The 15,257-nt window shown below is 41.3% G+C and carries 13 protein-coding genes; 12 read left to right on the top strand and 1 reads right to left on the bottom strand.

Annotated features, from left to right (window positions below):
- Window positions 1-84 precede the first annotated feature (84 nt).
- On the bottom strand, window positions 85-561 hold the full coding sequence (locus tag ACFQWC_RS08210) for an N-acetyltransferase (RefSeq protein ID WP_299740650.1): 477 nt from the start codon (window positions 559-561) through the stop codon (window positions 85-87).
- A 232-nt stretch (window positions 562-793) separates the two neighbouring features.
- Here ACFQWC_RS08210 and ACFQWC_RS08205 point away from each other — a divergent pair, with 232 nt between their 5' ends.
- The 12 genes from ACFQWC_RS08205 (at window position 794) to ACFQWC_RS08150 (ending at window position 15,255) form a co-directional block, all read left to right on the top strand.
- Window positions 794-2,143, top strand: a complete 1,350-nt coding sequence (locus ACFQWC_RS08205; RefSeq protein ID WP_299740652.1) for an acetyl-CoA carboxylase biotin carboxylase subunit — start codon at window positions 794-796, stop codon at window positions 2,141-2,143.
- 66 nt (window positions 2,144-2,209) lie between these two features.
- Complete coding sequence (locus ACFQWC_RS08200) at window positions 2,210-2,425, top strand: biotin/lipoyl-binding carrier protein (RefSeq protein WP_299740654.1); 216 nt, start codon at window positions 2,210-2,212, stop codon at window positions 2,423-2,425.
- Window positions 2,426-2,510: 85 nt separating this feature from the next.
- The gene (locus ACFQWC_RS08195; protein ID WP_299740656.1) at window positions 2,511-4,052 is read left to right on the top strand and encodes an acyl-CoA carboxylase subunit beta; all 1,542 of its coding nucleotides are present in this window, start codon (window positions 2,511-2,513) and stop codon (window positions 4,050-4,052) included.
- A gap of 134 nt (window positions 4,053-4,186) precedes the next feature.
- Window positions 4,187-5,083: a 2-dehydropantoate 2-reductase gene (locus tag ACFQWC_RS08190; protein ID WP_299740658.1), complete on the top strand. Its 897-nt coding sequence runs from the start codon at window positions 4,187-4,189 to the stop codon at window positions 5,081-5,083.
- A gap of 1 nt (window position 5,084) precedes the next feature.
- Window positions 5,085-5,471: a DUF3397 domain-containing protein gene (locus ACFQWC_RS08185; protein ID WP_377106846.1), complete on the top strand. Its 387-nt coding sequence runs from the start codon at window positions 5,085-5,087 to the stop codon at window positions 5,469-5,471.
- Between the two features lie 90 nt (window positions 5,472-5,561).
- Window positions 5,562-7,181 carry a bacillithiol biosynthesis cysteine-adding enzyme BshC gene (gene bshC, locus ACFQWC_RS08180; protein WP_341357852.1) on the top strand — a complete coding sequence of 540 codons (1,620 nt, stop codon included), beginning with the start codon at window positions 5,562-5,564 and terminating at the stop codon, window positions 7,179-7,181.
- Window positions 7,182-7,429: 248 nt separating this feature from the next.
- A complete protein-coding gene (gene mraZ, locus ACFQWC_RS08175; protein ID WP_148968656.1) occupies window positions 7,430-7,861 on the top strand; it encodes a division/cell wall cluster transcriptional repressor MraZ in 432 nt (143 codons plus the stop codon).
- Window positions 7,862-7,899: 38 nt separating this feature from the next.
- Window positions 7,900-8,835: a 16S rRNA (cytosine(1402)-N(4))-methyltransferase RsmH gene (gene rsmH / locus ACFQWC_RS08170; protein WP_299740666.1), complete on the top strand. Its 936-nt coding sequence runs from the start codon at window positions 7,900-7,902 to the stop codon at window positions 8,833-8,835.
- Between the two features lie 25 nt (window positions 8,836-8,860).
- Window positions 8,861-9,223: a cell division protein FtsL gene (gene ftsL / locus ACFQWC_RS08165; RefSeq protein ID WP_377106842.1), complete on the top strand. Its 363-nt coding sequence runs from the start codon at window positions 8,861-8,863 to the stop codon at window positions 9,221-9,223.
- The gene (locus ACFQWC_RS08160) at window positions 9,223-11,424 is read left to right on the top strand and encodes a penicillin-binding protein (protein ID WP_299740670.1); all 2,202 of its coding nucleotides are present in this window, start codon (window positions 9,223-9,225) and stop codon (window positions 11,422-11,424) included. Before ftsL ends, ACFQWC_RS08160 begins: the two co-directional genes overlap by 1 nt.
- 233 nt (window positions 11,425-11,657) lie before the next feature.
- Window positions 11,658-13,574 carry a stage V sporulation protein D gene (locus tag ACFQWC_RS08155; protein ID WP_299740672.1) on the top strand — a complete coding sequence of 639 codons (1,917 nt, stop codon included), beginning with the start codon at window positions 11,658-11,660 and terminating at the stop codon, window positions 13,572-13,574.
- Between the two features lie 220 nt (window positions 13,575-13,794).
- The gene (locus ACFQWC_RS08150; protein WP_299740674.1) at window positions 13,795-15,255 is read left to right on the top strand and encodes a UDP-N-acetylmuramoyl-L-alanyl-D-glutamate--2,6-diaminopimelate ligase; all 1,461 of its coding nucleotides are present in this window, start codon (window positions 13,795-13,797) and stop codon (window positions 15,253-15,255) included.
- The last annotated feature ends 2 nt before the right edge of the window (window positions 15,256-15,257 follow it).

The raw sequence follows: 15,257 nt of genomic DNA, 5'->3' as shown, positions 1-15,257 counted from the left end.
ACCTACCAAAAAGGGAAAGAGCGCCTTTCCGGTAGGTCCGCCTTATGCTTGTCGCCTCTGGGCAAGCCGCCTCCGCTTTCGTATTTAACTGATTTTCTGTTCTGTGACCCCTTCTGGGAACCATACGTATGGATTTTCACCTAAATCTCTTTCCACTTCGTACGTAACGGCTTCGAAGCCCATTTTCTCCCAGAATCCCTGGGATTTAATACGGGAATTTGTTTTAATAGGTAAACCAAAGCTTTTGGCAAATTCTACGAGCATTTTTCCGTAGTTTTTGTTTTGATATTTTGGTAATACCTCTAGCTTCCATAGTTCCAAGTAATTTTGGGGAGGATCGAAGTACTGATCAAAACGAGCATTGCGCTGGTACAAGCTCATTCTGGCAACCAAGGTATCGCCAAAGTAAATTCCATAAAAAGGTGACTCGCTATCGTTTTCAATGATGTTGGCTTGTAAGTCTTCTAACATGGATAATTCCTGTACACCATATTCTTTAAATTTCTTAAACTCTTCAAGAGTTTTATAGTTTACTTTTAATTTCTCCACTTTTACTGCCATCGTATTACCTCCTAAAATGCTAAAAAATAAGTATGGGAAAACATGGTGAATCATGAATCCGTTTGCAACGGATTTAATGATCAAGCAAGTATTTATTATTATTATATAACAAATAAACAAAAAATTCTGCACTTAATTAAGAAAACGTTTACAATTAAGAAGAAGGATTTCGACGATTTTTGTAGAATTCGTAATATGAACAGATGTGTTCTATGAAGAAAGGGGAGAGATTGTGCATAAGATTCTAATTGCAAATAGGGGAGAAATTGCTTCAAGAATTATTAAAACCTGTAAACAACTAAACATTCAAACAGTCGCGGTTTATTCCGATGCAGATCAGGATATGCCCTTCGTTAAAGAAGCGGATATTGCACACCGCATAGGTGAATCACAAGTGAATCGCTCATACTTGGTAGTGGACAATATACTTGATGTAGCAAAAAAGGAAAAAGTGGATGGAATCCATCCCGGGTATGGTCTCCTATCAGAAAATGCAGACTTTGCCAGAAGAGTTGCAGAAGAAGGCATCACCTTTATCGGGCCGGCTCATGACATTATTGAAAAGATGGGCGACAAGGTGGAAGCTAGAAGAGTGATGCATGAAGCGTCTGTACCGGTCGTACCAGGAAGTGATGGAGGGGTCGAAACCCTTGATGCTGCCAAGCGTGTAGCAAGCGATATTGGCTATCCCGTCATGTTGAAGGCCAGTGGTGGAGGCGGGGGAATCGGAATGATCCGGTGTGAAAATGAGCAAGCGCTCGTTCAAAGCTTCGATTCTACTAAAAACCGGGCTAAAGCCTATTTCGGGAAAGAGGAAGTCTTTCTTGAGAAATGTATTGAAAATGCGAGACACATCGAAGTGCAAATCTTTGGAGATCATCATGGGAATTTGGTGCATCTTTTTGAGCGGAATTGTTCTGTACAAAGAAGAAATCAAAAAGTGATAGAAGAATCACCTTCTCCCGCGCTTTCTCAAGAAACGAAGGAGAAGATGTTTGCCGCTGCTGTACAGGCAGGTAAGGCAGTCAACTATACGAATGCTGGAACAGTTGAGTTTATTGTTGATGTAGATGAAAATTTTTATTTTCTGGAAATGAATACTCGACTGCAAGTAGAACATCCGGTCACTGAAACCATCACGGGATTAGATTTAGTGAAGTGGCAGCTTTTAGTAGCTTCCGGAGAGCCCCTTCCTCTATGCAAACAGGAGGAAATCTCTGTTAAGGGTCATGCAATTGAGTTTAGAGTTTATGCCGAGGATCCGAAGACGTTTTACCCGTCTCCAGGTCAGTTAATGACCTTGCGATGGGGAAAAGGAGAAGATGTTCGAATCGACAGCGGATATGAAGAAGGAAACAAGGTCACTCCATTCTATGATCCGATGATTTCCAAATGCATCATCAAAGGAAACGATCGTCAAGATGCATTACATAAAGCCAAGGTCTTCTTTGAAGGGGTAACGATTGAAGGAGTCAAAACGAATGTCACTCTATTCAAGGAAATCATTGAAGATAAAGGCTTTATCAAAGGGTCTTACACCACGAAATGGCTACAGGACTTCTTGACAGCCAACCGCACGTAAAAAGAATGGGGGATGTTAGTCCCTGATAAAATTTAACTAAAAGAGAACAAACTGGAGGAATCAATCATGAAGGAAATTACATCATCAATGGCAGGAACGGTTTTAAATGTACTGGTAGAACAAGGTGGAGAAGTGTCTGTAGGAGATACTGTATTAATGCTTGAATCAATGAAAATGGAAATTCCCGTTGAAGCCGAAGCGGGAGGGAAAGTTTCGGAAATTAAGGTTAGTGTAGGGGATTTCGTTAATGAAGGAGATGTATTACTCGTTATTGAAAGTTAATGGGAGTATGAAAACGTTAAGTCAGAGATGGCATGAACATCTCTGACTTGTTTACGCATTTACATAAAACGACGGAGGGGATACTATGTCGACATCTAAAACGATCATCAACACTCTCGAGGAAAAGAGAGAAAGGATTGCTTCGGGTGGTCAGCCGAAATATCATGAGAAATTGAAAGAACAGAAAAAGATGTTTGTTCGAGATCGACTTCAACAACTATTTGATAATGGGGATTATCAAGAAGATGGTATGTTTGCAAACAATAAGGCAGAAGATTTACCTGCTGACGGCGTTGTAACAGCAATCGGTAAAGTAGGTGGACAGACCGTTTGTGTAATGGCCAATGATTCCACTGTTAAAGCTGGATCCTGGGGAGCGAGAACCGTTGAGAAAATCATCCGAATACAAGAAACCGCCCTTAATTTGAAAGTGCCTATCTTCTATTTAGTGGATTCGGCCGGAGCCCGTATTACCGATCAGTTAGAAATGTTCCCTAATCGACGTGGGGCAGGTAAGATTTTTCACAATCAAGTGAAAATGTCAGGGATGGTTCCGCAAATATGTGTTCTTTTTGGTCCGTCGGCAGCTGGTGGGGCATATATCCCTGCTTTTTGTGACATAGTGATCATGGTGGATGGGAATGCCTCTATGTATCTTGGTTCTCCTCGTATGGCAGAGAAAGTGATCGGTGAGAAGGTAACGCTTGAAGAAATGGGTGGTGCAAGAATGCACTGCACTGTCAGTGGGTGTGGAGATCTTCTTGCAGCTTCTGAAGAGGAAGCGATTGAAGAAGCGAAGAGATATTTAAGTTATTTCCCAGCGAATTATCAACAGAAGCCTGCCGTCAAGGATGGTCTTGCCCCTAAGCATGAGAAGCTGTTAGAAGACATTATCCCGGAACATCAAAATGCGCCTTTTAACATGTACGATTGCATCGATACATTGATCGATGAAGGCAGCTTCTTTGAAATGAAAAAACTCTTTGCACCTGAATTGATCACAGGCTTCGGCCGCATGGATGGTAAAGTGGTGGGGATCATTGCCAATCAGCCAAAGGTAAAGGGAGGAGTACTTTTCCACGATTCTGCAGACAAAGGGGCAAAATTCATCCAGTTATGTGATGCCTTCCATATTCCTTTATTATTCCTTGCAGATGTACCTGGGTTTATGATCGGGACAAAAGTGGAGAGAGCCGGGATTATTCGCCATGGAGCAAAGTTGATTGCTGCCATGAGCTCTGCAACGGTTACGAAGATATCCGTCATTGTAAGAAAAGCATACGGCGCCGGTCTATACGCAATGGCAGGTCCAGCTTTTGATCCTGATGTTTGTATTGCCCTCCCTACTGCACAAATTGCAGTAATGGGACCGGAAGCAGCCGTAAATGCTGTTTATTCAAATAAGATACAAGCTATCGAAGATCCAAAAGAGAGAATACAGTATGTACAGGAAAAGCAGAAGGAATATAAAGAGCATATCGATATTTATAAATTGGCATCGGAATTAATAGTAGATGAAATTACAGCACCGAATGAGTTGCGTTCCGTATTAATTCAACGTTATAAGCTCTATGAAACCAAAGAAGTTCAATTTAGTGAGAGAAAACATCCCGTATATCCTGTTTAGATTGTTGGATAGGGCTCGTTCCTTTGGGACGGGCCCTTTCTTTCGAACGTTGACTGATTCTTTTAGCCTATGGTTTTCTAGTTACGGAAAATTTGGTAAACTATTCTTAAAAACATGTACGATAAGGAGTCTTTATGAAAATAGGAATCATTGGAGGAGGAGCAGTCGGCCTTTTATTTGCAGGGTATTTGGGCCAGAAGTTTGATGTCACTCTCCTTGTAAGGAGAGAAGGGCAGGTTCAGTCCCTGTTAATGAATGGCATAAATGTACATAGGGAAACCTCTTCATTCACAACACAAGTCCATTCGGATCTTCTTACAGAAGTTCCCTTGGAATTTGACCTAGTGATTGTGGCAGTAAAGGAATATGATTTAAAGTCCTTGGAAAATGTGTTAGAGCTTATGGATAAGCGTCAACCACTACTATTCCTTCAAAATGGTATTGGGCACCTGGATTGGGTGAAATCATTGCCCCACCAAAATTTACTTGCTGGTTCGGTAGAGCATGGCTCTTTGAAAGAAAACGACCACACTCTCCATCATTTAGGAGACGGAAAGACAAATCTCGCTTTAATTAAAGGAGAATGGGGAGTTATGGAAGAATTAGTATCACAGAGCATTCCTTCCTTTCCATTTTTATTAAAACAAGACTTCGAGGAAATGCTCCTAACCAAGCTATTTGTAAATGTACTAATTAACCCTCTAACGGCTTTAACCCGGTTAACGAACGGGAAGCTGGTTGAAAACCCACACTTGCATCAATTACAAATGGATTTATTCCAGGAACTGCTTCGCCTCTTTCCACAAATGGAAGGGATTATTTCCTTTGAAGCGGTTGAAAAAATTTGCACCAATACATACCAAAACAGATCTTCCATGTTAAAAGACATTGAATCCGGTAGGAAAACAGAAATAGAGTCTATCTTAGGCGTTCTACTTGAAAAAGCACATAAAGAACACCATTTTGTACCCATCATGAATGTCGTTTACAGATTAGTTAAAGGAATTGAAAGAGAAGGTCTGGGGGGATAAAATGGCTTCGATTTTTTCGACCATCATTGCCATATTTGTAATGATCCCATTTTTGGGATATTTCATCAGTTTCATTCTAGCGAAAGAAATCATGAAGAACCATCGGAAAGCTGTTCATTTGGCGATTGATATTACGACTTTTCTACTAATCCTCTCTGTTCACTTTATTGTCATTGCCATTTGGCAAACTTCTTACCTATGGCTTATTTTCCTTGTAATTTGCTCCATTGGCGTTCTATTTGCCATCATGTATTGGAAGGCAAAGGGGGAAATCCATTACCCTAAGGTATTGAGAGGTTTCTGGCGGATGAACTTCCTGTTATTCTTTACGGCTTATATAACGTTAATGATTACAGGACTGGTCCTCCGTATCCTAGAATTATATTAGAAAAAAGAACAGGCAAGTTTTTTCCTTTTCTTAATGTGGAATGATATACTCATCGTTAGGATATAAAGAGCTAGAAAAGGAGTAATTCAAATGGAATTGGAAAGCTTAAACATTCCAGCAATAAATCAGTTTGCCTCTCAATACTTAAAACAAGAAGAGCCCGTCACTTCTTTTTTCCACTATAACGTAAACAGTTCTTCAGTCTATTCAGATCGCATGAAAGATTTAGATTCGAGACAATTTCAGAGAGAAGATCTTGCAGAATGTATTTCTTCTTACATGAAGTCATTGCCATCATCTGAAAAGGTTGAAGAATCGTTGGGGAAATTGAGAAACAATGCCGTAACCGTCATCGCCGGACAACAGGCAGGTCTGCTGACTGGCCCACTCTACACGATACATAAAATCATTTCTGTCATTCAATTAGCCAGACAGCAGGAAGCCGAGTTAAAGCATCCTGTGGTTCCTGTTTTTTGGATTGCAGGAGAAGATCATGATTATCAAGAAGTCAATCATATATACGTAGAAAACGGATCAAAGGTTGAAAAGGTAGGATATCCGGAGAGAGTATTAGAGAAAAAAATGACCTCTCATATTACGTATACGAAACCAGTGATGAAGAAATGGCTTGATGATATACTAATGATACTGGGAGAAACACAGCATACAAAACAACTGGCATCGGAACTTACTGAAATGATTGATGAAGAAGAGGATATTGTTCGATTCTTTGCCCACTTTGTGATGAGCTTATTCAAAGATTTCGGCTTATTGGTGATTGATTCTGCCTATCCTTTACTAAGGAAGCTTGAATCAAGACATTTTCACCATTTGATTGAAAGCAGTCAATCCATATCGGATGCGGTGTTTGAGCAACAAGAAGAAATCCGCAAAAATGGATATAGTACTCAATTAGACATTTCCCCTGCAGCTGCCAATCTCTTTATTCAACTTAAGAACGAAAGGGCTTTGTTAGAAAGAGAAGGGAATACGTTCTTTGAAAAGAATAGTGGTAAAACTTATTCGAGTGTGGAGCTGCTATCCATTCTGGAAGAAAGTCCAGAATCATTCAGTAATAACGTGGTCACGAGACCTATGATGCAGGAATGGTTATTTCCAACTCTCGCATTTGTTGCCGGACCTGGTGAAATTGCCTATTGGGGCGAATTGAAAAAAGCCTTTGAACTTGTAGATTTAAAAATGCCGCCGGTCGTCCCGAGATTAAATATTACCATCGTGGAACGTGAAATAGATAAGAGAATTCATGACCTTCAATTGACGCTCCATGGAGTGATTACGGAAGGTGTTTCTACTGCTCGTGATGCTTTTTGGAAATCCCTCGAGCGTCCCGCTTTAAAGTTGGAAATGCAAGAAATCCAGGAAGAACTCCAGCGTAAGTATGAGAGAATTCGCGAACAGGCGCTTAGTATTGATCAAGGATTACATCCGATAATTGAAAAGAACCTTGAATTCCACTTGAGTCAGTTCGATTATTTACGCAACAAAGTGGATAAAGCCCTGAAAGATAAGCACTCATTAACCTTTAATCAGTTTATGAAGGTGGAAAACAGCATCAGGCCAAATGAAGGACCGCAGGAAAGAACGTGGAATGTTCTCTATTTCTTAAACAAATACGGACCCAACTTCGTAAGAGACCTGACACTTCAAGATTTCACCTTTGACGGAACTCATAAAGTGGTATATATCTGATTGGAAACAATATGCAAATTACCAGTCGACAAGCACAAAAACTAAAGGACCTAATTCGTTTTATATTGCGAATTAGGTCCTTTTTACGTTGAATAAAGACAAATTTCAACGGTGAAAACTTGTCTGGAAAAGAGAGAAAAAGACTAATGAAAAATAGAGGAAATATTTTGCAAGGAAAGAATTTATAAAAGAGTGGAGAAAAGTGGGGGGATGTGGTACATTTGTGTTAGAAAGTGGGGGCAGTGCATATGTTCATGGGCGAATATCAACATAACATTGATAATAAAGGCCGTTTAATCGTACCTGCCAAGTTCCGTGATCACCTCGGAGATTCATTTGTCATTACCCGAGGGTTGGATCAATGTTTATTTGGTTATCCCATGGATGAGTGGCGAGCTCTTGAAGACAAGCTCAAAGCCCTACCACTGACAAAGAAAGACGCCCGTGCCTTCACTCGATTCTTCTTCTCGGGAGCGACTGAGAGTGAATTAGACAAAACAGGTAGGGTGAATATTCCTGCTACACTTGTGAATTATGCACAATTGGATAAAGAATGCATTATTTTAGGAGTTTCCAATCGAATTGAGATTTGGAGTAAATCATTATGGGAAGACTATTTCACACAGTCTGAAGATTCATTTGCTGAGCTTGCAGAGAATATGGTAGGGTTTGATATTTGACCCCCCACAAAACGTTCGATTGGAAAGGTGAAGTCAACATGTTTAAACATACAACTGTATTATTAAAAGAAACGGTGGATGGTCTGAGTATTAAAGAAAATGGAGTTTATGTAGATTGTACTCTGGGTGGAGCAGGGCATAGCGAGTATCTTGTGAGCCAGTTATCACCGGAAGGGCATCTATATTGCTTCGATCAGGATGAAACAGCCATCAACCACGCAAAAGAAAAGCTTTCATCCTACCAGGATAGAGTTACATTCGTTCAATCAAACTTCCGAAACCTAAAGGAAGAACTTGAACAACTTGGAGTACATAGTGTGGATGGGATTCTATACGACCTGGGTGTATCATCGCCTCAACTGGATACTCCAGAAAGAGGGTTCAGTTATCACCATGATGCTCCACTCGACATGAGAATGGACTTGCAAGGTGAAGTAACTGCTTATGATGTGGTTAATCATTGGTCGTTTGAAGATTTGGTTCGGATTTTTTATCGATATGGAGAAGAGAAATTCTCAAAGCAAATAGCGAGAAAGATAGAAGCGGCAAGAGATATTAAGGCGATTGAAACAACGGGTGAACTTGTCGAGCTCATTAAGGATGGTATCCCTGCACCTGCAAGACGAAAAGGTGGTCACCCTGCTAAGAGAGTCTTCCAAGCCATACGAATTGCCGTGAATGATGAATTGGGGGCCTTTGAAGATTCACTTGAACAAGCGATAGAGCTTCTTCATAAGGGAGGAAGGGTGAGCGTGATTACATTCCATTCCCTAGAAGACCGCATTTGCAAAACGATGTTCAAGGAGAAGGCATCAGGACCTGATCTGCCTCCGGGATTACCGATTATTCCTGAAGGTTATGAAGCAGAGCTTAAGCTTGTAACGAGAAAACCGATCCTGCCTAGTGATGACGAATTAGAAGAAAATAATCGCGCTAGGTCAGCTAAATTAAGAATCGCAGAAAAAAATATATAAATAGAAGGAAACAGGAGGGAGAATTTTGAGTAACTTAGCCAGAAATTACGAGCAGCAAAAAGTTGAGAATCAATCCGTTCAAGCCAAACCAAAGCGCTTGAGTGAAGAGAGAAGATCCGTCATCACACCCGGGGAAAAGATCCTTGTCGCGATTTTCGCAGCAGTATTTTGCTTCTTAGCCGTTCAGATTGTGACAACACAGGCTGCCATCTATGATGTGAATAAAGAAGTCCAGCATGTTGAATCAGCCATTGAAAAGCAGGAAAAGGCAAATAATGATCTTAAGCTTCAAGTAAGTGAGCTTAGTACGTATGAGCGTATTCTTGAAAAAGCGAAAGAGCTTGGACTTAATTTGAAAGAAAAGAACGTTAAGGTTGTTGAACAATAATGAAAAAAAGACCAAGCATGAACATAGGGGCAGCCATCCTTTTCGGGATTTTCGGCTTGCTCTTTTTTGTATTAATGGTTCGCTTTGTCACGATTCAGGTTACCGGGGAAGCTGAAGGTAAGGTCCTGGCATCACAAGCGGCAAAAAAATATATAAAAAGTCACATTTTAGAAGCTCACAGGGGAACGATTTTTGACTGGAAAGGTGAAGTCATCGCCGAGGATACTTCAGCCTATACACTCGTGGCCATTTTAGACCCCAGCATCACGAGTGATCCGAAAAAGCCTAAGCATGTGACAGATCCGGAGAAAACAGCAAAGGCTCTGGCTCCATATCTTGATATGAAAGAGAGCGAAATTTATGACCGTCTCGATCAAGATGGGCCGTATCAGGTGGAATTTGGATCTGCTGGTAGGGACCTGACTCATCAAATGATGCTGGAGATTAAAGAAGAAAACATACCTGGGATCACATTCAGAAAAGAAGCGAAACGATTTTATCCCAATGGTTCCTTCGCGCCTCATCTTATTGGTTTTGCGCAAAAGTCCACTTCGGATAACGGTGATTCCAAAACCGTAGGGAAAATGGGTGTGGAAGCAAGCTTTGATGATGTGTTAAGTGGCAAGGACGGTTCAGTGGAATATAAGAGTGATGTATGGGGGTATTTATTACCAAATGCAGATGAGCATGTAACATCACCACAGGATGGAAATGATATTTACTTAACGATTGACAAGAAAGTTCAAACATTCTTAGAAGAAGCCCTGAATGAAGTGCAAAAGAAATATAAACCGAAGAAAATGTTTGCGATCGTATCTGATCCAAAAACGGGAGAGATACTTGCGATGTCTCAAAGACCTTCCTTTCATCCCGACACGAGAGAAGGTCTACTGGATAATTGGACAAACTTCATTGTGGAGGAAACGATTGAGCCGGGTTCAACTATGAAGGCATTTTCATTGGCTGCTGCTGTAAATGAGGGGAAGTTTAATCCGAACGAAGCCTATGAATCTGGTAAATATTATGTTGATAATGTTCCTAATCCTATCCGGGATCATAATGGAGGGGAAGGTTGGGGGACGATTTCTTATTTAGAAGGCGTTCAAAGATCTTCCAATGTGGCATTTGCGAATTTACTGGACAAAATCGGTTTCAAGAAGTTCGAAGGGTATTTAAATAGTTTTGGATTTGGAGAACCAACAGGTGTGGGGTTACCACATGAGGCTTCTGGATCTATCCTTTATCATTACCCGATTGAAAAATACACTACGATCTTTGGACAAGGTACAACCGTTACCCCGCTGCAGATGATTCAAGCGGAATCGGCCATTGCGAACGATGGGAAAATGATGCAGCCCTATGTTATCTCGAAGATAGTAGATCCGAATACGAAGAAAGTGGTTGAAGAAACAAAACCAAAAGTTGCTGGAAACCCAATTACAAAGGAGTCTGCTGAAAAAGTACGTGAATACTTAGAATCAACAGTAACATCTGAGAATGGCACAGGTACCCGCTTTGCCATCGAAGGCTATAGCGTTGCAGGAAAATCAGGTACGGCTCAAATACCAGATCGTGAAACGGGAAGGTATATGTACGGAAAAGAAAATTATCTATTTTCATTCATGGGTATGGCACCTGCTGATGACCCTCAGCTAATTGTCTATGTAGGGATTCAACAACCCGAATTAGAACCTACTGAAATCGGTTCGGATCCCGTAGCGGCTGTGTTCAATCCTGTCATGCAAAATAGCTTGAAATACTTGAATATAAAACCTCAGGAAAAAGTGAGTTTGAAAAAACAGTCTCTACCTGATACGAAAGAAATGAGTGTGGAAGAAGCTAAAGAAGAGTTGAAAAAAGCAGGGGCTTCACCCGTTGTTGTTGGAAACGGATCAGAGGTTCAGAAGCAGCTGCCCCAAGCTGGAAGTGCGATACTTGAAGGGGAAAAAGTTGTGATCAAAACCGATGGAGACATCACGATTCCTGATATGAAGGGATGGTCTGTAAGGGATGTCTTTAAAGTGGCAAATCTTGCTGGACTGAAGATCAATATGGTTGGGAACGGTTATGCCGTCAGTCAAAATATTCAACCGGGAGTACCTGTGGAAAAAGAAGAGCCTCTCGTGGTTAACTTTAGTACCCCGGAAGAACAAGTACAGCAAGGTGAAAATGAGAATACGGAAGAACCACCTCTAAATTAAATGAAAAGGGCTGACTTATGTATGTGACTCATTCAACGGCAACTGGATCTATTCCTTTTGAACCGATTTGTGTATGAGTGCCATTCACATCGAAGTCGCCCTTTTTTTATTGGAATAATCGGTCAAATTGATGTGAATGAATATGCTTTCCTTTTCCTTTCGTGGATTTCCAAACATACCACAATAAGTCCAAGCATATAATGGAACGAGCCATAGAAGGGGAGGTTCCATTAGTGAAAAGAGTATCCAATGTAACTGTTAGGAAGAGGTTAGCGGTAGCACTTGTAGTAGGAGTCCTGATTTTCTCCATTATTGATATAAGGCTGGGGTATGTTCAGTTTTTTAAAGGGGACTGGCTTACAAGCTTAGCAAAGGACTCTTGGAGTCGAAATATCCCATTTCAACCTGAAAGAGGAAAAATAGTTGACCGTAATGGGGAAGAACTTGCCGGAAATCAGAGTGCACCGACGATATTCGTCGTTCCAAGACAAATCACTGATCCTCAGGGTACAGCGGATAAACTGGCGGCTGTTCTTAATATTTCAGTGGAATCTGCATATAAATATGTTACACAGAGGGCAAATATGGTGCTGATTAAAGAAGCTAGAAAGATCTCATATGAAAAAGCGAAAGAGGTTAGAGACCTTAATTTAAAAGGGGTTTACTTAGGAGAAGACTCTAAGCGTTATTATCCATATGGCAGTTATTTATCTCATGTACTTGGCTTCGCTGGAATTGATAATCAGGGGCTGATGGGGCTGGAACTTTCATATGATGAGGAGCTTAGTGGAGATAAAGGATATGTGAAATTTTTCTCAGACGCCAAAGGAAAAAGAATGCCTGACATGGCAGATGACTTTGAGAAGCCTGAGAATGGGTTGGATTTAAAGCTGACGATTGATACGAAGGTTCAAACCATCGTGGAACGTGAATTGGATATTGCACAAGCCACTTACAACCCTGATGGGATTATCGCCATTGCCATGAACCCTAAAAATGGCGAAATATTGGCTATGTCAAGCCGTCCTACCTTTGACCCGGCAAATTTCCGAAACGTACCTCAAGAAATATATAACCGGAATTTACCGATTTGGAGCACCTATGAGCCAGGTTCTACATTTAAAATTATTACTCTTGCGGCAGCGTTAGAGGAAAATAAGGTAGATCTTTATAAAGAAAAGTTCCATGATCCTGGTCATATTGAAGTAGCGGGCTCTACCCTCCATTGTTGGAAGCGTGGAGGACATGGAACCCAAACATTTTTGGAAGTGGTCCAAAATTCATGTAACCCCGGATTTGTAGAGTTAGGTGAGAGGCTGGGGAAAGAAAAACTATTTAGCTATATTCATGACTTTGGTTTTGGAGAAAAGACAGGCATAGACCTTCAAGGAGAAGGAAAAGGAATTCTCTTTAACCTTGATCGGGTCGGCCCTGTAGAACAAGCTACTACCGCCTTCGGTCAGGGGGTAGCCGTTACGCCGATTCAACAGGTAGCCGCTGTGTCAGCAGCCGTCAATGGTGGAATCCTGTATCAACCGTATATTGCAAAAGAGCTTATTGACCCTTCAAGTGGAGAAGTGGTGATGAGAAAAACACCTCAAATAAAGAAAAGGGTCATCTCGGAAGAAACATCAAAACAAATTCGTGAAGCATTGGAAAGTGTAGTTGCACAAGGTACAGGTGGGAAAGCTTTTGTAGATGGTTATCGGGTAGGTGGGAAAACGGGAACCGCTCAAAAAGCAAAGGATGGTAAATACTTAGAGAATAATCATATCGTTTCCTTTATGGGAGTAGCACCCGCGGATGATCCGGAAATAGTCGTTTACGTAGCTGTCGATAATCCGAAAGGTACGGTTCAATTCGGTGGGGTAGTAGCGGCCCCTATTGCAGGGAGTATTATAGGGGATAGTTTAGAAGCAATGGGAGTTCCGAAAAGAAAAGATCAAATTGAAAAGAAAATGACGTGGACCGATACTCCGATGATTGAAACCCCTGACTTAGTCGGATTAACAAAAAAAGAGTTACAGGAGCAGCTTATTAATTTGGACTTGGATATAAGCGGAACTGGGGATAAAGTGGTTAGCCAGTCTCCTGATCCGGGGGTGAAGATCAAGCAAGGTTCAAAAGTAAGGGTGTATCTATCGGAATAAGTGCCGAGAATGTCAACATGATGGCCCATTTCATGATATACTTCTTATTTATGCCGGGGGTTTATAACCATAAGGGGAGGTCCTGTATCCCCTTAAATGATGCCCGGGGCTGCAAGTTTTCGATAATTATAACGAACTAAGTTAAAAGGTTGATAGCTTTCATACGCATTTTTTTGTAAAATATAAAAAGGTTGCTTTCTACCTGTGAGGAGTTGAAAAGATGAGATTGCACACTTTGCTGGAAGTACTGCCGTTTTTCTCAGTAGAGGGTGAAGGGAATCCAGCTATTTCAAACATCGCTAACCATCATAAGAAAGTGAGAAATGGTGATTTATTTATCTGCATTAACGGGTTGGAGATTGATAGTCATTCACTCGCCCCAAAGGCAGAGAAGAACGGTGCAGCTGCAATTCTCGCTGAGAGGAGCATAGAGGCAAACGTTCCGGTTATCATCGTACCTGATACGAAGAAAGCAATGGCAATTCTTGCAGACTACTTCTATAAGCAGCCCTCCCATCAGCTTTTACTGGTCGGGGTGACAGGGACAAATGGGAAAACCACGACCACCCATCTGATTGACCAGGTTTTTAGCCACTGTGGAATGATGACCGGTTTAATTGGGACATTGCACATTAAAGTGGGGGATGAGTTACATGTAAGTCATAATACGACTCCTGACAGCTTAACACTCCAACAAACGTTTAAACGGTTCTGTGATAAAGGAGTACGTTCTGCGATTATGGAAGTTTCTTCACATGCTTTAGATCAGGGGCGGGTTCACGGCTGCGACTTTGATATTGCCGTATTTACAAACCTGACTCAGGATCATCTGGATTATCACAAATCCATGGATGATTATCGAAATGCAAAAGGCTTATTGTTTTCTCAATTAGGGAATACTTATTTTAAGAAATCTCCGAAGTATGCCATTATTAATAAGGACGATGAAGCAGCTGAATATTTTATTAGAGTCACAGCCGCACATGTGTTTACATATGGTCTGTCTCCTTCTGCTGACTTCCATGCAAGAGATATTGTCTTAAAAGCTACAGAGTCCACTTTTACACTCGTTTCACCATTTGGAGAAAAAGAGATGGTATTAAAATTCGCTGGACAATTTAATGTATATAACGCTTTGGCTGCGATTGCAACGGCTAGTGCAGCTGGTATACCCCTAGAGGACAGCGTAAGAAGCCTGGAGAGCGCACACGGTGTCAGGGGCCGTTTCGAAACGATCTCTGAAGGTCAGCCATTTTCGGTAATTGTAGATTACGCACACACTCCGGATGGTTTGAAAAATGTATTAGAAACCATCCAATCGATTACCAAGGGAAAGGTTATTGTGGTGGTCGGGTGTGGAGGGGACCGGGATAAGATTAAGCGGCCGATAATGGCTGAGATTGCCTGTGAATATGGGGACTTTGCCATCTTCACCTCTGATAATCCAAGAACTGAGGATCCAAATGGTATCCTCGAAGATATGGAATCTGGTGTGGTCGGCAAACAGTATCGATTAATTGTGGATCGGAAAGAAGCAATTAAAGAGGCTTTAAGTCTTGCCAAAACTGATGATGTTGTCCTGATTGCGGGAAAAGGTCATGAAACCTATCAAATCATTGGAAACAACGTATACGATTTTGATGACCGCGAAGTGGCCAGACAAATCATAAAGGGGTTGTAAGT

The organism is Rossellomorea sp. GCM10028870 (assembly GCF_042666755.1).
In the GTDB taxonomy this organism is placed as follows: domain Bacteria; phylum Bacillota; class Bacilli; order Bacillales; family Bacillaceae_B; genus Rossellomorea.
Note: the sequence above shows the minus strand (reverse complement) of the source record. Positions and strands in the feature narration are given on the sequence as shown.

Bases quoted from the DNA above. Each gene is read 5' to 3' on its own strand.
- ACFQWC_RS08210 (WP_299740650.1), bottom strand. From the start codon at position 561: ATGGCAGTAAAAGTGGAGAAATTAAAAGTAAACTATAAAACTCTTGAA.
- ACFQWC_RS08150 (WP_299740674.1), top strand. From the start codon at position 13,795: ATGAGATTGCACACTTTGCTGGAAGTACTGCCGTTTTTCTCAGTAGAG.
- ACFQWC_RS08160 (WP_299740670.1), top strand. From the start codon at position 9,223: ATGAAAAAAAGACCAAGCATGAACATAGGGGCAGCCATCCTTTTCGGG.
- bshC (WP_341357852.1), top strand. From the start codon at position 5,562: ATGGAATTGGAAAGCTTAAACATTCCAGCAATAAATCAGTTTGCCTCT.
- ACFQWC_RS08185 (WP_377106846.1), top strand. From the start codon at position 5,085: ATGGCTTCGATTTTTTCGACCATCATTGCCATATTTGTAATGATCCCA.
- ACFQWC_RS08200 (WP_299740654.1), top strand. From the start codon at position 2,210: ATGAAGGAAATTACATCATCAATGGCAGGAACGGTTTTAAATGTACTG.
- rsmH (WP_299740666.1), top strand. From the start codon at position 7,900: ATGTTTAAACATACAACTGTATTATTAAAAGAAACGGTGGATGGTCTG.
- ACFQWC_RS08190 (WP_299740658.1), top strand. From the start codon at position 4,187: ATGAAAATAGGAATCATTGGAGGAGGAGCAGTCGGCCTTTTATTTGCA.
- mraZ (WP_148968656.1), top strand. From the start codon at position 7,430: ATGTTCATGGGCGAATATCAACATAACATTGATAATAAAGGCCGTTTA.
- ACFQWC_RS08195 (WP_299740656.1), top strand. From the start codon at position 2,511: ATGTCGACATCTAAAACGATCATCAACACTCTCGAGGAAAAGAGAGAA.